17 protein-coding genes are annotated in these 22,482 nt (G+C 46.6%); all 17 read left to right on the top strand.

Annotated features, from left to right (window positions below):
* Positions 1-149: 149 nt before the first annotated feature.
* The 17 genes from bshC to ftsZ all read left to right on the top strand — a co-directional run bounded on the left by bshC (position 150) and on the right by ftsZ (position 22,339).
* Positions 150-1,781: a bacillithiol biosynthesis cysteine-adding enzyme BshC gene (bshC, locus tag PWYN_RS25725; RefSeq protein WP_036657888.1), complete on the top strand. Its 1,632-nt coding sequence runs from the start codon at positions 150-152 to the stop codon at positions 1,779-1,781.
* Between the two features lie 253 nt (positions 1,782-2,034).
* The gene (locus PWYN_RS25720) at positions 2,035-3,306 is read left to right on the top strand and encodes an adenosylhomocysteinase (protein ID WP_036657886.1); all 1,272 of its coding nucleotides are present in this window, start codon (positions 2,035-2,037) and stop codon (positions 3,304-3,306) included.
* A 207-nt stretch (positions 3,307-3,513) separates the two neighbouring features.
* Entirely contained in the window at positions 3,514-3,951 is a 438-nt protein-coding gene (mraZ, locus tag PWYN_RS25715) for a division/cell wall cluster transcriptional repressor MraZ (protein ID WP_036657883.1), read from the top strand.
* 39 nt (positions 3,952-3,990) lie between these two features.
* Entirely contained in the window at positions 3,991-4,944 is a 954-nt protein-coding gene (gene rsmH, locus PWYN_RS25710) for a 16S rRNA (cytosine(1402)-N(4))-methyltransferase RsmH (RefSeq protein WP_036657881.1), read from the top strand.
* A gap of 23 nt (positions 4,945-4,967) precedes the next feature.
* Entirely contained in the window at positions 4,968-5,357 is a 390-nt protein-coding gene (locus tag PWYN_RS25705) for a hypothetical protein (protein ID WP_036657879.1), read from the top strand.
* A gap of 42 nt (positions 5,358-5,399) precedes the next feature.
* Complete coding sequence (locus tag PWYN_RS25700) at positions 5,400-7,619, top strand: penicillin-binding transpeptidase domain-containing protein (protein ID WP_052088414.1); 2,220 nt, start codon at positions 5,400-5,402, stop codon at positions 7,617-7,619.
* An 83-nt stretch (positions 7,620-7,702) separates the two neighbouring features.
* Positions 7,703-9,628 (top strand): stage V sporulation protein D, encoded by a 1,926-nt coding sequence (locus PWYN_RS25695; RefSeq protein WP_036657876.1) that lies wholly within the window; start codon positions 7,703-7,705, stop codon positions 9,626-9,628.
* A 47-nt stretch (positions 9,629-9,675) separates the two neighbouring features.
* A complete protein-coding gene (locus PWYN_RS25690; protein WP_036657873.1) occupies positions 9,676-11,163 on the top strand; it encodes a UDP-N-acetylmuramoyl-L-alanyl-D-glutamate--2,6-diaminopimelate ligase in 1,488 nt (495 codons plus the stop codon).
* Positions 11,160-12,554: a UDP-N-acetylmuramoyl-tripeptide--D-alanyl-D-alanine ligase gene (locus tag PWYN_RS25685; RefSeq protein WP_036657871.1), complete on the top strand. Its 1,395-nt coding sequence runs from the start codon at positions 11,160-11,162 to the stop codon at positions 12,552-12,554. Before PWYN_RS25690 ends, PWYN_RS25685 begins: the two co-directional genes overlap by 4 nt.
* Positions 12,555-12,584: 30 nt before the next feature.
* The gene (gene mraY / locus PWYN_RS25680) at positions 12,585-13,550 is read left to right on the top strand and encodes a phospho-N-acetylmuramoyl-pentapeptide-transferase (RefSeq protein ID WP_036657870.1); all 966 of its coding nucleotides are present in this window, start codon (positions 12,585-12,587) and stop codon (positions 13,548-13,550) included.
* 4 nt (positions 13,551-13,554) lie between these two features.
* Positions 13,555-14,976 carry a UDP-N-acetylmuramoyl-L-alanine--D-glutamate ligase gene (gene murD, locus PWYN_RS25675; RefSeq protein WP_036657868.1) on the top strand — a complete coding sequence of 474 codons (1,422 nt, stop codon included), beginning with the start codon at positions 13,555-13,557 and terminating at the stop codon, positions 14,974-14,976.
* A 49-nt stretch (positions 14,977-15,025) separates the two neighbouring features.
* Complete coding sequence (gene spoVE, locus PWYN_RS25670; protein ID WP_036657867.1) at positions 15,026-16,123, top strand: stage V sporulation protein E; 1,098 nt, start codon at positions 15,026-15,028, stop codon at positions 16,121-16,123.
* Between the two features lie 4 nt (positions 16,124-16,127).
* On the top strand, positions 16,128-17,240 hold the full coding sequence (gene murG / locus PWYN_RS25665) for an undecaprenyldiphospho-muramoylpentapeptide beta-N-acetylglucosaminyltransferase (protein WP_036657865.1): 1,113 nt from the start codon (positions 16,128-16,130) through the stop codon (positions 17,238-17,240).
* Between the two features lie 220 nt (positions 17,241-17,460).
* Positions 17,461-18,741, top strand: a complete 1,281-nt coding sequence (murA, locus tag PWYN_RS25660) for a UDP-N-acetylglucosamine 1-carboxyvinyltransferase (protein ID WP_036657863.1) — start codon at positions 17,461-17,463, stop codon at positions 18,739-18,741.
* A gap of 125 nt (positions 18,742-18,866) precedes the next feature.
* Entirely contained in the window at positions 18,867-19,649 is a 783-nt protein-coding gene (locus PWYN_RS25655; RefSeq protein WP_036657860.1) for a cell division protein FtsQ/DivIB, read from the top strand.
* A gap of 241 nt (positions 19,650-19,890) precedes the next feature.
* Positions 19,891-21,159: a cell division protein FtsA gene (ftsA, locus tag PWYN_RS25650; protein WP_036657857.1), complete on the top strand. Its 1,269-nt coding sequence runs from the start codon at positions 19,891-19,893 to the stop codon at positions 21,157-21,159.
* 61 nt (positions 21,160-21,220) lie between these two features.
* The gene (ftsZ, locus tag PWYN_RS25645; protein WP_036657855.1) at positions 21,221-22,339 is read left to right on the top strand and encodes a cell division protein FtsZ; all 1,119 of its coding nucleotides are present in this window, start codon (positions 21,221-21,223) and stop codon (positions 22,337-22,339) included.
* Positions 22,340-22,482: the final 143 nt, after the last annotated feature.

Below are 22,482 nucleotides of genomic sequence, written 5' to 3'. Positions count from 1 at the left end.
TTGGAGGCCGATTAAGGTGCTAAATAATCCTCTTTCTTGTCTTTTTAGACTGCACATCTTTGACGCCGCCTTCTACATTGTATACAATCATATAGGGTTTAACCGATAGGTTATACATACAACTGGTTTGAGAATAGGAGGCAAATGCAATGAATGTTATTTCTGTGCCACTTCCGGGAGGGCATACGCTTGCCCGTGACTATATAAAGTCTTATGAATCGGTAGATCATCTCTATGGCGGAGACTTCCGTAATGTAGAGAGCAGACGTCACCGGATGGAATGGCTGGATCGTATGGAGAATTCCCGTGCGGACCGAATCAAGGTTGCAGAGACTTTGCTTACCTATAATACCAAGCACAATGCTCATGCGGCGGTAGCCGCATCTATTGATTTACTTAAGCAGGCGGGAACGTTAGTGGTGACTGGGGGACAGCAAAGCGGTCTGTTCACAGGCCCGCTTCTAGTGATTTACAAGGCAATTACGACTATATTAGCTGCTAAAGAAGCCACAGAAAGCCTAGGCCGACCGGTAGTGCCTATCTTTTGGATTGCAGGCGAGGATCATGACTGGGACGAAGTCGATCATACCTATGTTCTCAATCGAACGACAGAAATTTCTAAGATTAGAATGGAAGACCCGGAAGGTCCCCGTTCATCCGTTAGTGCTATAGATGTACATCAGGAAAATTGGACTCAGGCCGTAGATAAATTGGAAGCCATGCTTCAGGATAGTGAATTTAAAGCGCAAATTATGGAGTTCGTTCGGGATTCTTCAGCAGGGACTGTCAGTATGACAGATGCTTTCGCCAGTCTTATGGGCTCCTTGTTTGGTAAATATGGTCTAATATTACTTGATTCTGCAGACAATGAACTGCGTAAGTTGGAGCAACCTTTCTTTCAAGCACTAATCATGGAGAATGACAAATTGGAACAAGCCTATTTTCATTCAGCGGCAGATATTACTTCCAGTGGTTACGAGCTGCAGGCTGACGTAACTAAAGGTGCGGCGAATTTGTTCTATATCCACGAGGGTGCGCGTCTGCTGTTGCTTAAAAAAGACGGATTATTTACCGATCGTAAGGGCCAAGTTTCCTTTTCACAGGAAGAATTGCTGGCAATTCTTGAAGCTCATCCGGAGCGATTTAGTAATAATGTGCTAACCCGGCCGCTAATGCAGGATTATATTTTACCAGTGTTAACAACCGTACTGGGACAAGGTGAAATGTCTTATTGGGCAATTACCAAGCAAGCTTTCGAAACACTGGGCGGTCAGATGCCTCTTTTGCTTCCACGGATGTCTTATACAATTATTGAGGGAACTTTGCACAAGCACATGGATAAATACGGATTATCTTTTATAGATGTACTTGAAGGATTGCGTGATAAGAAGCAGCAATGGCTGAATGCGCAGGATGAGCTGGAGATCGAAAGACGTTTTGAAGAAGCTAAGGCTGCATTTACAGCCCTGTACGATCCTTTGATAGAACAGCTGGGAACCATTCAGACAGGACTGCTCAAGCTGGGCAGCAGCAATAAAGATAAAATCGTAGATCAAATATCCTTTTTGCAGGCTAAAGCGCGGGATGCGATGGAAAAACAAAATGAAGCGGCGCTTCGGCAATGGGAGCGTATTGAGTTGTCTCTTCTGCCGTTGGGCAAACTTCAGGAGAGAGTATACAATGTAATGTATTATTTAAACCGCTATGGGCCGGCTTGGATAGATGAACTGGCGGCCCTTCCTCCAGACTTCAGCGGTACGCATCGCGTGATATATATGTAATCAGATTATAAGCTATATAGATTGAACTTAAGATTTTTAGAATAAGGGATTAGTCGCACTGCGGTGAATGTTTGGACTTCCGGCCGCTGTTGTCTACAGATTTCTTTGATTGATACCGCTTGTCGCGGTAGAAATCCGTAGACAAAGGCGGTCGCTTTCGCTCCTACAGTTCCAAAACTCCCCTCCGTCACTCCGTTCCTTTTTCTTTAGTTTTAAAGTTCAATCTATATAGATAAATTTTAGGAGGTATAATATGAGTTCATTATCCAAACAAAACAGTATCGTTACCGATATGGCGTTAGCCCCTGAAGGTCATTTGAAAATTGATTGGGTTAAACAGCATATGCCTGTGCTTAACCGAATCCGTGAGCAGTTCGAAAAGGAGCAGCCGTTCAAGGGACTGAAGGTTTCTATTACCCTACATTTGGAAGCCAAAACTGCTTATCTGGCAAAGGTTGTACAAGCCGGTGGTGCGGAAGTCACTATTACAGGTTCCAACCCGCTCTCAACGCAAGATGATGTATGTGCAGCGTTAGTGGAGGACGGTATTACCGTATTCGCGAAATACAATCCTTCACCGGAAGAGTTCAAAGCGCTCAATATTAAGGCCCTGGAAAGTAAACCGGATTTGATTATCGATGACGGTGGGGATTTTGCTACCTTACTGCATTCTGAGCGTCCGGATCTTATGGTGAATATTCGCGGGGGTGCTGAAGAGACTACTACCGGAATTATTCGACTTAAAGCTTTGGAAAAGCAAGGAATGTTGAAATTCCCTATGGTTGCTGTGAATGATGCGTATTGCAAGCACTTGTTCGACAATCGTTATGGAACAGGCCAATCTGCATGGGATGGCATTATCCGTACCACTAACCTAATGGTAGCTGGAAAAACAGTAGTTGTAGTGGGTTACGGTTGGTGCGGTAAAGGTGTGGCAATGCGTGCAAAAGGTCTAGGGGCAAACGTAATTGTTACTGAAGTCGATGCGATTAAGGCTGTTGAAGCGCACATGGACGGTTTTCATGTGATGCCGATTGTGGAAGCTGCCAAGCTGGGTGATTTCTTCATCACGGTTACGGGTAATCGTTACGTAATTCGCGGAGAACATTTCGATGTGATGAAGGACGGCGCAATTCTTTGCAACGCGGGCCATTTTGATGTAGAGGTAAACAAGCCGGAGTTATCAGAGAGATCGGTATCTCAGCGTACGGTTCGCAAAAACATTGAGGAGTACCAGCTTAAAGACGGTCGTAAGCTATACCTGTTGGCGGAAGGCAGACTTGTAAATTTGGGGGCAGCAGATGGACATCCGGCTGAAATCATGGATATGACCTTTGCTCTTCAAGCTTTATCTTTAAAATATGTGAATGACAATTATAAGAGCATCGGCGTTAAAGTTGAGAATGTTCCTTATGAACTGGATGAGCAAGTGGCACGCTATAATCTAGAGAGTATTGGACTTGCCATCGATACCTTAACACCAGAACAAGTAGCTTATTTGGACAGCTGGGATTTGAACGCTTAATTAGGATTGAATCTTTCCCGAACGTTAAAAAGCCGTCTAGCCGGATATTTCCCTCCGGGTTAGCGGCTTTTTGCCTTTTAAATGCCCAAAAGGTTATATTTTCCTTCCTTAGGAAAAAGGTTTTTGATTTTTAATGGCGAATCTATTATGCTTAAGTGGTGAAAAGTGGGGCAAAGTGGGTAATTTGTAGTTAGGAGTGGGTAGCCGATGTTTATGGGGGAGTTTCAGCATAGCATTGACGACAAAGGCCGTATTATTATACCGGCTAAATTCCGTGATTTACTTGGAACCTCCTTTGTTGCGACCCGCGGCCTAGATTCCTGTATTTTTGTTTATCCTATGGATGAATGGGGAATCATGGAGCAAAAGCTTAAAAGCCTTTCACTGATGAAATCTGACGCCCGTGCGTTCAGCCGCTTTTTTTTCTCAGGAGCGACCGAATGCGTCTGGGATAAGCAGGGCAGGGTAAACCTGCCGGGTAATTTACGACAATATGCGAAGCTGGACAAAGACTGTGTCATTCTAGGGGTATCTAACCGGGTGGAGATCTGGAACAAGGAGCTTTGGGAGCAGTATTTCGGTCAGTCAGAAGAATCCTTCAACGAGATTGCCGAGAAATTGGTTGATTTCAATTTTAATTTATAAACATTACACATACCGAATACTTGTCTGGAGGGCTGCGGCTTGTTTCACCACATCACGGTACTTATGGAAGAAGCGACAGAAGGGCTACACATCAAGGAAGATGGCATTTACGTCGACTGTACATTAGGCGGGGCAGGGCATAGTTCGTTAATTGCCTCTAAGCTTAGCGATAAAGGAAGACTTATCTGTCTGGACCAGGATGATTGGGCTTTGGATAATGCAAAAGAAAAATTGGCTCCGTTTGGAGAAAAAATTGTTTTGGTCAGAACGAATTTTCGTGATCTGGAAAGTGTACTTAAGGGATTGTCCTTTGTTCCGAAGCTTGACGGCATCCCTCAAGTGGATGGAATTCTGTTCGATCTCGGGGTTTCGTCACCTCAATTCGATCAGGGGGATCGCGGGTTCAGTTACAATCATGATGCCCCGCTGGATATGCGGATGGATCAGACTGCGCTTTTAACGGCGGCCGATATTGTCAATACATGGTCTGAACAGGAAATCGCCCGAGTTCTTTTCCAATACGGTGAAGAAAAATTCTCGCGGCGGATCGCCAAACGGATCTTGGACAAAAGGGCTGTGAGCCCCATTGAAACGACTGGTGAGCTGGCTGAAATCATTAAGGAAGCTATTCCGGCAGCTACGCGAAGAACAGGTGGACATCCCGCCAAACGCAGCTTTCAAGGCTTACGCATTGCTGTAAATGATGAACTTGGAGCTTTTGAAGAAGGATTACACGCAGCTGTACGATGTCTGGCACCCGAAGGAAGAGTATCGGTAATTACGTTCCATTCTTTGGAGGACCGGATTTGTAAACAGATTTTAAGCAGCTACCTAAAAAAATGCACATGTCCGCCTGACTTTCCGTTTTGCGTATGCGGCAGTGAAGGCACTGTTAAATTAATTAACCGTAAACCGCTTATGCCTAGTGACGAGGAGCTGGAACTTAATTCACGCGCCCGGTCAGCGAAGCTGCGCATCGCAGAGAAATTGTAAATGACAATAAAGGAGAGTCGGAAATGGCTTATACCCGCGGAAATTTGGCAGTTCAACCCAAGAGAAAAGAACAGGTAGACTCACTTTACCGCCAGAAGACGAAAGTGGTTACCAGACGCATGGTACTTCCACTGCGAGAGAAGCTGCTGTATATGCTGACTCTCACTCTATTTGTTCTAGTGGCGGGAACGCTGGTGTGGAGATATCTCCACATTTACGATTTGAACAAGCAGGCGCAGCAATTAGATGAAGTCATATCCAAATCAAATAAGAAGATTGCCGTTTATCAGATGGAGAAGCAGAAGCTTGAACAAATGGTAGCTGGAAAAGCGAAAAGCTGGGGCTTCGGTGAGCCGAGTGAAGATATCTATGTGCCTAAAGCGGAACTTTCTACGGGCAGCGACAATAATTAATAATGACTTTTTTTTGAAAAAAGTAGAGGTTGTGAGGTTGCTATGGTAAAGAGAATAAAACTTCGCACGCTTTTTATAGGGGGTTGTATTACCCTTTTTTTTCTTGTTTTGCTAGGGAGAGTATTTTACATCCAGATCCTAGAGGGTGACTATTGGCAGAAAGAGGCCGCTACGCAAAGGGCGCATACTTCCACCATCAAAGCGGTACGCGGAGTAATCTCAGATCGAAACGGCAGTATATTAGCCAGTGACGTTCCAGCATATACCGTTGTAGTCTCACCGGAATTGATTCATCAGAATGGACTTGTGGACGAGGTCGTGGCTAAACTTCATGAACTCTTAGGCAAGCCGGTAGGTGAGCTGCAGAAATTAGTAGAGGCGAAAGACGACAAAGGAAAATACCTCAAGAATCGCGAGATTCGGAATGAAGGCTGGAAGATTGATCAGGATCTTGCTGACAAGGTTCTGGCTTTTAGAGATGAGCTTGAAGATAAACATGATATCCAGGAAACGGGAATCGGACTTGTTAGAGAGCAGAAGCGTTATTATCCCAAAGATACTCTTGCTGCGCATATTCTGGGGTGGACCGACAGGGATGGCAATGCAATGGCGGGTCTCGAGGCTTTTTATGATGAACGGCTAAAAGGAACTAATGGTCTTCTCAATTATCAGTCTGACGGTAAAGGGTACAAGTTGCCTAATGCTGAAGAAACCTATAAACCTGTTGTTAACGGAGATAATCTGAAGCTGACAATTGATAGTACGATTCAATACTATATTGAAGAGGCTATGAAAAAGGCTGTTGCACAGTATAAACCCACCAGTATGACGGTTATTGCAGCAGATCCGAATACGATGGAAATTCTCGGAATGGCCAACATGCCCACCTTTAATCCTAATAAATACTGGGATGAGGACCAAGCCGGATTCTACAATCATGCTATCAAGTCAACCTATGAACCAGGCTCTACTTTTAAAATAGTGACTCTATCAGGTGCGGTAGAGGAAAAGCTATTCAATCCGGATGCCACGTTTAAATCGGGCTCCATCAAGATTAAAGGGGTTAGAGCTCCGCTGCATGATATTAAACGTGCCGGATGGGGTGAGATTAGCTTTCTAGAAGGGGTTAAGCGCTCAAGTAACGTGGCTTTTGTTAAGCTGGGATACGAGATGCTGGGCAAGGAAAAGTTGGTTCAATATATCACTGATTTCGGGTTTGGGCAGAAGACGGGTATTGATATGCCCGGCGAAAGCAAAGGGTTTATTACCCCGAAATACGAGTCGGAGTACGCAACGCTGGCCTATGGGCACGGCAAGGTGACGGTAACTCCACTTCAACAACTGGTCGCTGTTGCAACAATCGCTAATGGCGGCAAGCTCATGACCCCGCATGTTCTCAAAGAAGTCACGAATCCGAATACAGGTGATAAGACGGTAACGAAACCAGAGGTTGTTAGACAGGTTATCTCTGAAGAGACCGCCAAGAAAACGGGTGAATATCTGGAGCAGGTTGTAGCGGACCAGGTTATAGGAACCGGACGTCACGCTTATATTGAGGGGTATCGTGTAGCGGGTAAAACAGGAACAGCAATCAAGGTCGAAGGCAAAGGTTATGTGAACTCCAAGGTGCTGGTCTCTTTTATCGGATACGCTCCTGTGGATAATCCAAAGATAGCTGTTATTGTTATTATCGATGAGCCGCAGGAAGAAGTGGGTGGGGGTACGGCTGCAGCTCCGGTTTTTAAAGAAATCGTATCTCAATCCTTGCAATACATGGGTGTTCCCAAATTGGCCGTACAACCAGACAAAGCTAGTAAACCTGTTACAAAAACGACAGCACCGGCGTTACGCAGCACACCTGAACTGACGGGCAAAACGACGAAGGAAGCCAGAGAGCTATTGTTGGATCAAGGTTTTGACTTTGAGGTTGTCGGTAACGGTGCTTCTGTGGTTAGCCAGTATCCAAAAGCAGGAACCATGCTGATCTCGGGTCAGCGCATTTATCTCCTGAGCCAGCTGGCCGATGGGAAATCCGTTCCGGATTTACGCGGAGAATCCTTACGTGATGCTCTGGAAGTATTAACGCTCTTAAAGGTTGGTATTGGAGTAGAGGGCGAGGGATATGTATCCGAGCAGAATGTAGTGACTAAGGATGGCAAAACCCGAGTATCGTTGAAGATGAAACCGCTGAATGAGTACGGTGAGGATATACCGGTTGCCGATTCGGTTACCGATGATCCGGAGGCCGAGGGAGGTACCTAGGCTTGTTCTAACCCCTGTTTGTCCCGAATAGTCATGAGGTAAGAGATCATGTCTATTGTGGTGAAAGCGGGGGGGATGACGGAATGAAGGTTTCGAAGGTCGTGACTAGGCGGCGGATGCTTTATACTCTGCTTAGCCTTGCAGTATTGTTCGCAGCACTGGTTGTACGTCTTGCATATGTTCAACTGTCTGAAGGTAACGAGCTCTCTGCCAAGGCAGAGGATTCCTGGCGTCGTAATATACCGTTCACCGCTAAACGGGGTGAGATCTTAGATCGGGAGGGGATCGCTCTCTCCTACAACATCAGCTCGCCTACGGTCATAGCCATTCCGGTACAGGTGAAGGAAAAGCAAAAAACAGCACAGCAATTAGCTCCTTTGCTAGGAATGACAGAGGATAAGCTTACAGCCTTGCTGTCCAAACGGGAATCGACGGTAAAGCTGCAGCCCGGCGGACGCAAAATTACGATGGAGCTTGCCGGCAAAATTCGTGATTTGCAGCTGCCGGGCATCGTTGTCGCTGAGGACAATAAGCGTTACTACCCTTACGGTGATCTTGCAGCGCATATCCTTGGATTCACAGGAATCGATAATCAAGGGATTACAGGGGTTGAACGGGTATATGACAAACTGCTTCAGGGAATAGAAGGGAATATTTCCTATTTGTCTGATGCCGGAGGTCGATTAATGCCTGGCTCCTCCGAGAAGTATTCTGCACCGCTGGACGGGTTAAGCCTGCAATTGACCATTGATAAGCAGATTCAGTCCATAATGGAACGTGAGCTTGATCAAGCCATGGTCAAATATCAGGCCCAGGGAAGCTGGGCAATCGCTATGAACCCCAAAAATGGCGAGATTCTAGCCATGGCCAGCCGACCCGGGTATGAGCCGGGAAATTATAAAGAATATAATACAGAAACTTATAATCGCAATTTACCGATCTGGATGACTTATGAACCGGGTTCAACATTCAAAATTATCACTTTGGCTGCTGCGTTGCAGGAGGGGAAAGTGGATCTGCAGAATGACCTTTTCTTTGATCCCGGTTTTATCGAGGTCGGCGGTGCGAGGTTGCGCTGCTGGAAAAAGGGGGGGCATGGAAGTGAAACCTTCATGCAGGTGGTTGAGAATTCATGTAATCCCGGCTTTGTAGCCTTAGGACAACGTCTGGGTAAAGAAACACTCTTCAAATATATTCGTAATTTTGGTTTTGGAACCAAGACGGGCATAGACCTGAATGGTGAATCCAATGGGATCTTGTTCAAACCGGCTCAGGTTGGTCCGGTAGAGCTTGCCACCACAGCCTTCGGCCAGGGCGTTTCAGTCACACCGATTCAGCAGATAGCAGCGGTTTCCGCTGCAATCAATGGAGGTAACCTGTATAAACCCCACGTAGCTAAGGCCTGGATCAATCCGGAGACCGGGAAAACGGTATCTGTTGTGAGCCCGGAGCTAGTCAAGCAGGTTATTTCAGCGGAGACTTCTAAGAAGGTCAGAGAAGCGCTCGAGAGTGTTGTTGCCAAGGGCACCGGCAGACCGGCCTTTATAGATGGCTATCGCGTAGGGGGCAAGACAGGGACCGCACAGAAGGTGATTAACGGTCACTACTCTACTACTGAACATATCGTTTCTTTTATCGGCTTCGCTCCTGCGGATGATCCGCAGATTGTTGTATACACTGCGGTTGATAATCCAAAAGGAATTCAATTTGGCGGAGTCGTGGCAGCACCAATTGTTCAGAATATCCTGGAAGACTCCCTGCATTATATGAAGGTGCCGGAGCGCAGTGATCAGCTTCCCAAGACGTACAAACTGGGCGAAGTGCCGATCGTTACCGTTCCTGATCTTACCGGAGCATCGGTGCAGGATATATACGAAGATTTGAATATGAACTTTTCACTGGCGCGTTCCGGCTCCGGCAGCGTGGTCATCAATCAGGCTCCTAAGGCAGGAACGAGAGTTGAACAAGGATCTACTATACGAATCTATATGGGCTCACCCAGTGAATAATTTAAATATAGGATTACCTAACCGAAAATGTAGAGTGAGGGATTGAAATGAAAGTAAACGAATTGTCTTCTTGTCTTGCAGCTTCACGTCTTTATGGAGATGGCGATATTGAGATTTCGGATATCCAGACGGATTCACGGCTTATAAAGTCTGGGGATCTCTTCATTTGTCTGCCTGGTCACACCGTTGACGGACACGAATATGCACCACAGGCCGCGGCAAAGGGTGCCGTTGCCATTGTCTGTGAGCGAAAGCTCGATATTGCCTTGCCGCAAATTATTGTAGATGACAGCCGGTTTGCGATGTCCGTAATGTCGAATGCATTTTTTGGATCACCAAGCAGCAGAATGAGAATGATTGGTGTTACAGGTACAAACGGCAAGACAACAACCACGTATCTGATTGAGCGGATCATGCAGGATCAGAACATGAAAACAGGATTGATCGGAACGATTCAAATGCGATATGACGGTCAGAGCTATCCAATGTCCGGTACGACTCCTGAATCCTTGGAATTGCAACGTTCCCTTCAGGATATGGCATCCAAAGGTGTTCAGTGCTGCATTATGGAAGTTTCATCTCATGCACTGGAGCAAGGTCGGGTAAAGGGTACCGATTTTCGTACAGCTGTATTCACTAATTTGACTCAGGATCATTTGGATTATCATCATACAATGGAGGAGTATCGCTCTGTTAAAGGGTTATTCTTTTCTAGGCTTGGAAATGTTATCTCTCCGTGGAAGGAAGAACGTAAATATGCTGTACTGAACGCAGACGATGCTGCGAGTTCCTTTTTTGCCGCTCAGACTGCTGCAGAGGTAATTACATACGGCATTGATAGTGAGGCTAACGTACGAGCTTCCCAAATATCGATTACAGCAAAAGGAACCTTTTTCCATGTAGATACGTTTAAAGGTGAGACTGACATTTCTTTACGCATGGTTGGGAAATTTAATGTCTATAATGCTTTAGCAGCTATCACGGCAGCACTTCTTGAGGATATTCCTTTGACAGACATCAAAACCAGCCTTGAGGCTGTAGAAGGAGTGAACGGGCGAGTAGAGTCTGTGGATGCCGGCCAAGATTTCGCGGTAATTGTGGATTATGCCCATACTCCGGATGGTTTGGAGAATGTATTGCGTACGGTACAAGAGTTTGCTTCGGGAAAAGTATTGACCGTATTTGGCTGCGGTGGTGATAGAGATCGTACTAAACGGCCTCTTATGGGCAAAATAGCTGCTAAATACAGCAATCATGTGTTTGTGACTTCCGATAATCCGCGAACAGAGGACCCAGACTTGATTTTAAAAGATATTGAAGCAGGTCTAAAAGAGGACGGTGTATCTTCGGACAGATATGAATTGATTGCCGACCGCCGTGAAGCGATTAGAAAAGCTATTGAAATGGCAAGCCCCGGCGATGTAGTATTGATTGCGGGGAAAGGTCATGAGACCTACCAATTAATTGGCGGGGTCGTTCATGATTTCGATGACCGTGTCGTCGCCAAAGAAGTTATAAGGGGTCGAAACTATTGATTATAAGAACGCTGAATACTATCGCAATAATGTGCGAGGGAGAACTGCTTACTCCTGAAGCCACAGATATAAAGATAAAGGGGGTTGTTACCGACTCCCGCAAAATCACACCGGACTGCCTCTTTATTCCCCTTTCAGGGGAAAACTTCGAGGGTCATCAATTCGGAGCTGCTGCACTTGCGGCAGGAGCGGCAGGTCTGTTATGGCAGCGTGATAAGGGACCTGCTCCTGAGGGGGCAGTGATCGCGGTAGAAGATACTCTTCGAGCGTTGCAATTACTATCTTCAGCTTATTTGAATCAAATTGGGCCTCAAGTGGTCGCCATTACAGGAAGTAACGGCAAGACCACGACGAAGGATATCGTTACCTCACTGCTGGAGACTCAGTTCAAGGTTCACAAGACACAAGGGAATTTCAATAATCATATCGGATTGCCTCTGACCCTCTTGTCGATGAATGAGGATACTGAAATCGCCGTTCTTGAGATGGGGATGAGCTCCCGTGGCGAAATTGCTCTACTAACAGCGTTGGGGAATCCGGATATTGCTGTCATTACCAACGTTGGAGAGTCGCATTTACTGCAGTTGGGTTCCCGTAAGGAGATCGCCCGTGCGAAGCTGGAAATCACCGGGGGACTTAAGGCAGGCGGACTGTTGGTCTATAATGGCGATGAGCCGCTGCTTGCTGAGGTTTTGGCTGAAGGAAGCCTGTCAGCCCCCAAGGAGATGAAGACCTTCCGTTTCGGCCTTAACGCGGATAATGATGATTATCCAACGGGGATTATGACCCATGTCGGCGGCATGACATTTACTTCACATTGTCATGGTGACCATGCGTTCACCTTGCCTCTGCCGGGTAGACATAACGTTATTAACAGCCTTGCCGCATTGGCTGTTGCTCGTCATTTTGGAGTTAACGAAGAGAATATTGAAGCAGGTCTTCGTAACCTTAAGCTAACAGGAATGCGGATTGAAGTGATAACAACTCCATCTGGGTTCACCTTATTGAACGATGCTTATAACGCCAGTCCTACATCAATGAAAGCGGCTATAGATGTGCTGCAGACTATGAAAGGCAGCGGCATGAAAATTGCAGTGCTCGGGGACATGCTCGAATTAGGTCCTGATGAAACGAAGTTTCACGAGGAGATCGGTTCCTATCTCGATCCTGACAAAACAGATCTTATCTTTACTTATGGACGTTTGTCCGAGCACTTAGCGCAGGCTGCTGAGAAGAATTTTGGCAGTGAGCGAGTCTTTTCTTTTACCGATAAAACAGAACTTACTAATCTTCTTATAACCAAAAGCAATCCAAAGGATATCTTGCTGTTCAAGGCATCCAGAGGCATGCGTATGGAGGAAGTCCTCCAGAGCCTGATTGCTCATGATTAATACAACAAATGTATTGGAGGGGGTGAACCCATGGATTATCAACTTTTGCTGTTAACTATCGCTGTGTCCTTTATCCTTGCGGTCATTGCCGCTCCGCTATTCATTCCTTTGCTCCGCAGAATGAAGTTCGGACAGCAGGTACGCGATGATGGACCCCAAACCCATTTGAAGAAGGCCGGTACGCCAACGATGGGCGGCATCGTGATTATCGTGGCTTTCACATTGTCGTTTTTGAAATTTTCTGTCGTAAATACGGACTTTTATGTTCTGCTGGTAGCTACACTGGGTTACGGTTTAATTGGATTTTTGGATGATTATATCAAAATAGTGTTCAAACGCTCGCTGGGCCTTACGCCTCGCCAGAAGTTATTTGGTCAGTTATTAGTAGGAGCTATACTATGCGCACTCCTGATTTCTGCAGGGCATAATACAGCGATCAATATTCCGGGTACGTCATTCAGCTTTGATTGGTCAGGATGGTTCTACTATCCATTCATCGTAATTATGTTGATGGCCATTACGAATGCAGTCAATTTTACTGATGGGCTAGACGGGTTATTGTCAGGCGTGAGTGCTATTGCCTTGGCTGCCTTTGCGGTAGTAGCAATGCAGGCGACTTCGATAGCAGCGGGAGTATGCGCGGCTGCTATGATCGGAGCCGTTCTAGGTTTTCTCGTATTTAACGCTTATCCTGCCAAGGTGTTTATGGGTGATACCGGCTCGTTCGGTATTGGCGGCGCCATAGGTGCTATTGCTATTGTGACAAAGAGCGAGCTTCTTTTTCTGGTCATAGGCGGTGTCTTTGTGGTTGAAATGCTGTCCGTTGTTTTGCAGGTGGTATCCTTTAAGACCCGTGGCAAGCGGATATTTAAAATGAGCCCGATTCACCACCACTTCGAGCTTAGCGGTTGGTCCGAATGGCGGGTCGTTATTTCTTTCTGGGCCGTTAGCCTAGTGCTGGCCGGTTTAGGACTATATATTAGCAAGGGGTTGTAGTGAAATGAAACATCCAGATATGTATCGCGGCCAGGAGGTCGTCGTTCTTGGACTTGCCAAGAGCGGTGTACAGGTTGCGAAGGTGCTGCATGAGCGTGGTGCAATAGTAACAGTCAATGATAAAAAGGAAAGAGACCAAAGTCCCGAAGCATCCGAATTGGAGGCTTTGGGAATTTCTGTTATATGCGGCGGGCATCCGGAGGGCTTGATTCATGGGGGAGTAGCTCTTATTGTTAAAAACCCCGGTATCCCTTATTCCGCACCCCCTGTTCAACATGCCATCCAGCTAGGTATTGAAATAGTCACGGAGGTAGAGGTAGCTTACCGTCTCTGCGCAGCCCCGATGATCGGCATTACCGGTTCGAACGGGAAGACGACTACGACAACCTGGGTAGGTCAAATGCTTGAAGCTGCCGGAATGAATCCCATCGTAGCCGGGAATATCGGTACACCGCTTTGTCAGGCCGCACAGGAGGCTACCGAAGCCAACTGGATGGTAGTCGAGCTAAGCAGCTTCCAACTGAAGGGGACGAAGACTTTCCGGCCTAAGGTCGGCTGCTTGTTGAATATTGCCGAGACGCATTTGGACTATCATGGCAATATGGAGGATTATATCGAATCAAAGGTAAAGCTGTTCGCGAATCAACTAGAGAGCGATACAGCCGTGCTGAATTGGGATGATCCTTTTTGCCGTGAGCTTGTTCCTTATTTAAAAGGGGGCCTTCTTCCCTTCTCAATGACTGAAGAGCTGGTCGAAGGTGTCTATGTCAGTCCAGTTTTTATACCGGATCTTGAGGATGACCTGAAGCGTACGATTATCTACCGGGATGTTGATGGACAGAAGATCGCAATTGCGGATGTAGATTCTATCGGGCTCCCAGGACGGTTCAATATTGAAAATGCACTTGCTGCCAGCGCTATCGCTATTGCAGCAGGGGCTGATCCTAATAAGCTTGCTGATGTATTATCCTCCTTTCGCGGCGTCGAACACCGGCTGGAGTATGTAATGATTAAAGACGGTGCCACTTATTACAACAATTCTAAGGCGACGAATTCTAAAGCAACTACTATGGCTTTAACCTCATTCCGACAGCCCGTTGTATTGATTGCAGGGGGCTTGGACCGCGGTTCTGACTACATGGAGCTGCTGCCTGTCCTAAGCGGCAGAGTCAAAGCTCTGGTGGCTCTGGGAGAAACAAAGGACAAGCTGGCACTTGTAGCCGAAATGGCAGGATTAAAGCACATTGTAACCGTCGATAATGGAGATAGTGCCGCCGCCGTGCTGCAAGCTGCCGTTCAGGAGGCTTCCGCTTTAGCGGATGAAGGAGATGTAGTTCTCCTGTCTCCTGCCTGTGCAAGTTGGGACATGTTTACATCCTATGAGGAGCGCGGGCGTATTTTTAAAGAGGCGGTGCATAACCTTTAAGTAGGGGGGCGGATAAGCCCCTACTACGGATGCAAGAGGTGTGCTTCTGATGAATAAATCTCGTCCTGCGCCGGATCTTTGGCTGCTGATTCCTATTCTATCTTTGCTGGCTATAGGTATGGTGATGGTTTACAGCGCCGGATCCGTTCTGGGCTTTCGCAATTATGGAGATTCATTTTATTTTGTTAAGAGACAGCTTCTGTTCGCTGGACTAGGATTAGCTGCTATGTTTATTACAACCAATACGGATTACCGTGTGTGGAAGAGCTTCGCCAAATCAGGGCTAATACTGTGCTTTATCCTGTTGATCTTGGTTCTTATTCCGGGTATAGGGGTGGTTCGTGGGGGTGCTCGCAGTTGGCTTGGGATCAGTTCCTTCGGAATTCAGCCATCCGAGTTCATGAAGATGGGGATGATTCTATACCTGGCCAATTGGTTGGGCCGCGAGGATTATGATATCTCTTCCTTCACACGCGGACTTCTCCCACCGCTCGCACTGATTGGTTCAGCATTTGGTCTGATTATGCTTCAGCCTGATCTGGGTACAGGGACGGTTATGATGGGTGCAGCCTTAATGATGGTCTATACCGCCGGAGCCAAAATAAAGCATTTACTTTCCTTGGGTATTGCTGGAGTTGCCGGTTTTATTGTATTAATCGCCACCGCCCCTTACCGGCTCCAGCGTATAACCGCCTTTCTTGATCCTTGGTCTGACCCGCTCGGTGCAGGTTATCAGATCATTCAGTCGTTGTATGCCATCGGTCCGGGCGGTCTGGGCGGACTTGGACTCGGAATGAGCCGTCAGAAGTATAGCTATGTTCCCGAGCCGCAGACTGACTTTATTTTTTCTATACTGGCAGAAGAGTTGGGCTTTATCGGGGGTCTTGCGGTGCTGGCTCTGTTTCTAATCATTGTCTGGCGTGGTATGAAAGTAGCTATGAGTCTGCCAGACCGTTTTGGGAGCTATTTAGCCGTAGGCATCGTATGTATGGTCGCCGTTCAGGTTGTTATCAATATCGGTGTAGTTATCGGAATGATGCCCGTAACGGGCATTACACTCCCTCTGATTAGCTATGGCGGCTCATCACTGACACTAATGCTAACTGCACTTGGAATTCTATTGAACTTATCCCGTTATGTGAGGTGAAAATATGCGTATCGTATTAAGCGGCGGTGGCACGGGGGGACATATTTATCCTGCGGTCGCAGTAGCAAGACAACTTGAAGCCGAGGAGAAGCACACAGAAATTTTGTACATCGGCGGAACCAGAGGTCTGGAGAGTAAGCTGGTCCCTCAAGAAAATATTCCTTTTAAGGCTATTGATATTACAGGGTTCAAACGTAAATTGTCCTTGGACAATGTTAAGACGGTTGTTCGTTTTCTAAAAGGCGTCAAATCCTCCAAGGAAATGCTGAGGGAGTTTAAACCCGATGTCGTTATTGGAACCGGGGGTTATGTATGCGGTCCGGTTGTATATGCGGCTTCCAAGCTGGGAATTCCTACCTTGATACATGAACAGAATGCCATACCGGGATTGACTAATAAGTTTCTAAGCCGATATGCCGATACTGTTGCTGTAAGCTTTGCAGGGACGGAGTCCTCCTTTCCGGGAAGTAAACGAGTGATTTATACGGGGAATCCGCGGGCTACGACAGTTACCACAGCTAACCCTCAACGGGGTTACGCTTCCCTAGGGATTTCTGAAGGCAGCACCGTTGTTTTGGTAGTAGGCGGAAGCCGTGGTGCAAAAGCGATTAATAATGCCATGATTGAAATGGCTCCTTTTGTGGGTAAGGGTAAAGGAGTTCATTATGTATATGTTACAGGCGAACCGTATTTTGAAGAAACCCGCAAGGTATTACGTCAAAAATTGGGCGGATTACCCAATGGGCTGCATATCCTTCCTTATATCCATAATATGCCGGAAGTTCTGGCCTGCACTTCTTTGATCGTAAATCGAGCGGGGGCGTCCTTTCTCGCTGAGATTACAGCACTGGGGATACCTTCCATATTAATTCCTTCTCCTAACGTAACAAATAACCATCAGGAAGCGAATGCGAGACAGCTGGAAGGCGAGGGTGCCGCAGTTGTTATATTGGAAAAGGATCTATCGGGGAAGGCTTTACACGGCGTTATTCAAAGCATTATCGGAGATGAAGACCTTCGTCAAAAGATGTCTCAACACTCCCTTCGCCTCGGAAAGAGGGATTCTGCCGGCGTGATTACGAATGAACTTCGAAGGCTTATCAGTAATAAGAAGTAGCTTCCCATGTAAAGGCAATGATATGAAACAGTTCTTAATAGGCTATGGCTGTCACACACCCGAGGGTTTTGACATAGGATAATCCTATAATCGTGACAATCACCCAGAGCACTTCTGGTATTGAATGGGCTGAACAGGCGACATTATCTTATGGACCCAGCCCTGCTCCTGATACCGTAAGTGTATGTGGTGGGTGAGCGGTAAACTCGGGGGTGATACATTGGACAAATTGGTGATTGAGGGTGGAAATCCCTTGTCAGGCACCATTCGCATCCATGGAGCAAAAAATGCGGCGTTGCCGATTTTAGCGGCAAGCCTGCTGGCCGAAGGAGTTCACTCACTGCACAACGTGCCGAAGCTGCTGGATATCCAGACCATGCTGGAAATCTTGGAACGACTGGGCTGCAGGGGGGTGCATGAGGAGGAGACAGTGACGATTGATACGTCGCTCGTGAGTACATCTCATGTTCCTGAGGATTTAATGCGACAGATGAGATCTTCTATCTTTTTGATGGGACCTCTACTATCCAGATTTGGCGAGGTAACGATTTACCAGCCCGGCGGCTGTGCGATCGGGGAACGCAAAATTGATCTTCATCTACAAGGCTTGCAGGCGTTGGGTGCAGAGGTTGTAGAAAGCAACGGTCGGGTATTCTGTCGGGCCGAACAACTGACAGGCAATGATGTTCACCTCGACTATCCTAGTGTGGGTGCGACAGAGAATATTATGATGGCAGCTGCCAAAGCAAAGGGCACTACAACCATAACTGGTGCTGCAAGAGAACCCGAGATTCAGGATTTGCAGAATTTCTTGAACAAAATGGGGGCCCATATCATGGGGGCGGGGACGGACACCATCACCATTCAAGGGGTGGAAAAGCTATACCCTTGTATCTATGAGGTTATTCCTGACCGAATTGTGGCCGGAACTGTAATGATTGCGGCAGCAGCTACCCGAGGTTCCGTTACATTAACAAGAACGAATGCCGGACATTTATCTTCGCTGATTCATGTGCTGAGGCGTGCCGGTGTTCAAATCACAGTTTGCAATGATATAATTAATATCAGCTGTCTGGGGCGGCCAAAGGCCGTAGAGAGAGTTATAACCTCTCCATACCCTTCGTTTCCTACCGATTTACAGTCTCAGATTATGGTTTTGCTATCGCTTGCCGATGGTTTTAGTGTGATTAAGGAGACGGTATTCGAAGGACGATTCAAGCATGTGGAGGAGATGGCCCGTATGGGTGCTGATATTTCCATAGATTTGAATCGTGCGTTTATTCGCGGCGTGCAAAGACTGTATGGTGCCACCGTAGAGGCTACGGATTTGCGTGCCGGAGCAGCACTTGTCATCGCTGGACTCGCCGCCCAAGGTACAACGGTAGTGGAGCAAGCGCATCATATCGATCGGGGCTATGATGGCATCGAGAAGCTGTTTCAGAAGTTGGGCGCCCGTATTACTCGTAAAGTACCTGCACCGGGTCCCTTTGAAATAATATAAAGTTAAAGTTTATTCCGATTCTGTCCGAATAAGTATTGTAGAGCCGTTTCTTATTGGCTAATTAATGATCCTGTCTTCTTACTGAAACCTAGGAGGAGACAGGGCCTTCTTACGGAGAAATGAGAATGTCAAATACGCGTCTGCCTCTTCTAAAAGAGGACAAGCCCAAGAAAAAAAAGAGCCGTAAGCTAACGGTTATATTGCTGCTACTCTTCATTGCGCTGTTAGCGGTGATCTTTTTCCGCTCGTCCGTCAGCCGCATTACGGAGATTACTTTTGAAGGCAGTAAATACTCTACGCCAAAGGAATTGCTGGCCCAAAGCGGACTTAAAGTTGGAGGGCAGTTCTTTGCGGTCTCCAAGAAATCGGTAATAGAGTCTATGATGGAATTAAAGACTATTCAGACAGTTACGATGGAGCGGGATTTTCCAGGACTGATTAAGGTTCATATTGAAGAGTTCCCCGCCGTCGCTTACGAATTAGATCGTCAGGGAAGCTTGAAGGCCATTTTATCCAGTGGAGCAGCAGTCCCTATTAATGAGACCGGTGTTACGGTAGAGAAGCCTATATTGACCAACTGGAACGCCTCGGACCCATATAAGACGAAGCTGTGCCAGGCACTGGGGAACATTCCGAATGAGTTAACGAGTGATATATCAGAGATTGTACCTTCACCCACACTCTCGTTTCCTGATCGAATCAAGATGTATACCCGCTCTCATTTTGAGGTCATTACAGCTATTTCATTGCTTAAGGATAAAATTGAATATTTAAATCAGGTGATCGAGACAGAGCAGCCTGGGCTGATTAAGATGCTAGAAGCGGATTCATATGTTCCATTCTATACCGAAAATGAAGATATTGAGGACTTACAAGAGCAAAAAGTCCCTACTAATACGGGCGAATAAATGCTACAATCGATTTTATGGGCAAGAAATTCACACCCCTTTTTTTACTGCGATTAGTTCATTAATAAATACTAACGAGAAACAGTTAACACTAGAAGATTAAGCAACAATCTTCCAGTTAAAAAATTTGTTGAAAAAAGAGGGAAAGCATTCCGTATGTTGAATATGTACAAAGACGTTTCCCGTTTCAGGGAAAGAAATCATCTAATTATTATGATAAAAACAGGAGGTGCCATAGGGCTTGAGCAACAATGACATCATTGTTAGTTTGGACATCGGTACATCCAAAGTTCGTGCAATTATTGGGGAAGTTACCAATGGAACCTTTAATATTATTGGCGTTGGATCTGCAAATTCCGAAGGAATACGTAAAGGCGCGATTGTAGATATCGATCAAACTGTACAGTCTATCAAGAGTGCTGTAGAACATGCAGAGCAGATGGTCGGTATTCAAATATCCGAGGTCTATGTGGGCATTTCCGGCAATCACATCGGTCTTCAATCCAGCCACGGTGTTGTGGCCGTTCAGAATGAGGATCGTGAAATTGGCCAAGAGGATATTGAACGCGTCATTAAGGCTGCGGAAGTCATCGCATTGCCTCCAGAACGCGAAGTTATCGATGTTGTGGCTAAGCAATATATCGTCGATGGTCTTGAAGGCATTCAAGACCCGCGGGGCATGATCGGTGTTCGCCTGGAAGTTGAAGCTACGATCATTACCGGTGCAAAGACGCCAATACATAACCTGTTACGCTGTGTTGAGAAATCAGGATTAAAGGTTAAGGATCTTGTACTGATGTCTCTTGGAGCAGGCGGGTTGGCGCTTTCCAAAGATGAAAAATCAATGGGCGCTGTCCTGGTGGATATAGGTGCGGGTTCAACAACGATAGCTGTATATCAAGAAGGTTCCCTTACTGCAACCTCTACGATTCCGATCGGCGGGGAATTTGTTACCAATGATATTGCTTACGGACTACGGACATTAACCGATCAGGCAGAGAAGGTTAAATTGAAGTATGGCTGTTCCTGGATTGATGATGCGGCTTCGGACGTTACCTTCAAGGTAGTCCGGATCGGCAGCAACGTCGAGAAAGAGTTCAATCAAGAGGATTTGGCGGCAATTATTGAACCCCGTGTTCAAGAGATTTTTCATCTGATTTCTCAAGAAGTGAAACGGCTTGGTTACACTGACCTCCCCGGAGGTTATATATTAACGGGTGGTACTGTCTCCATGCCAGGAGTATTAAAGGCTGCTCAATCGGAACTGTCTACATCCGTTCGTATTGCTGTTCCCGATTATATTGGTGTCCGGGACCCCGGTTTTACCGGTGGGGTCGGCATTCTGCATAATGTGGTCCGCAGTTTCCGTGGGCGAGGTAACGTTGCCAGTGGCAATAACAATAAGAAGCCAGTTAGTCGGAGCAAACAAAACTCTGCACCAAGTCAGGGAACTGTCCGGAAGCCGGGATTTGTAGATCGTATAAAGGATATTTTCAGTGATTTCATATAAGTGAAATTCCAGATAGACTTGGACTGGCCATCCAAGCACATTGAGGGGGAGATGGAATAATATGTTAGAATTCGATTTTGAAATGGAGAGCTTGGCGCAAATTAAAGTCATCGGCGTCGGCGGCGGAGGAAGTAATGCCGTCAACCGGATGATTGAGAACGGCGTTCAGGGCGTAGAGTTCATTACAGTAAATACAGATGCCCAAGCGCTGCATATGGCCAAATCGGAGCATAAGCTTCAAATAGGGGATAAATTAACCCGTGGATTGGGTGCAGGAGCTAATCCAGAGGTTGGTAAGAAGGCAGCAGAAGAATCCCGTGATTTAATATCGAATACCCTTAAAGGTGCAGATATGGTTTTTGTAACAGCCGGTATGGGTGGCGGTACAGGAACAGGTGCAGCACCGGTCATCGCTGAGATTGCGAGAGAATGCGGGGCGCTGACGGTAGGGGTAGTAACCCGTCCGTTTACTTTTGAAGGTCGAAAGCGTTCCAACCAGGCTGAGCTGGGTATCGAGGCATTGAAAGAGAAAGTAGATACATTAATTGTAATCCCCAACGACCGTTTGCTGGAGATTGTTGATAAAAAGACTCCAATGCTGGAAGCATTCCGTGAAGCGGACAATGTACTGCGTCAAGCCGTACAAGGTATCTCCGATCTGATCGCAGTTCCGGGTCTAATCAACCTTGACTTTGCAGATGTGAAGACCATTATGACTGAGCGGGGTTCCGCACTGATGGGAATCGGTATCGCAGCTGGTGAGAACCGTGCTTCTGAAGCTGCCCGTAAAGCCATTATGAGCCCGCTGTTGGAAACCTCCATTGAAGGAGCGCGCGGTGTTATTATGAATATTACAGGGGGCTCCAATCTTTCCCTATACGAAGTGAACGAAGCGGCCGAGATTGTTACCTCTGCTTCCGACCCTGATGTGAACATGATCTTTGGTGCGATTATCGAAGAATCTATGAAGGATGAAATTAAGGTTACTGTGATTGCAACCGGCTTTGACCATAAACCGTCTCCGGCCGCTGCTCAGGTACGTCGTCCAGTGAATGCTCCGAATGAGCCTGCCGCTGCCGATAAGAATGCAAACCTTCGTCCTTTCGGTAATCAGACCAGTTCTGATCAGCTCGATATCCCAACCTTCCTGCGTAACCGTACACGCGGCAATAATGATTGATAATAATTAATAGTTAAGCTAGACTATTCAGTCTATAAAGCACCGTAATTTCTTAGTATTTACTAAGGGATCACGGTGCTTTTTTTTGCGAATATAAAAAACCACCGAAAACTCGACAAAAAAACCGCTGGTATGCCCCTAGG

The sequence above is a fragment of the Paenibacillus wynnii genome, assembly GCF_000757885.1.
Taxonomy (GTDB): Bacteria; Bacillota; Bacilli; order Paenibacillales; family Paenibacillaceae; genus Paenibacillus_AQ; species Paenibacillus_AQ wynnii.
This window is presented reverse-complemented; position numbering and strand designations above follow the sequence as displayed.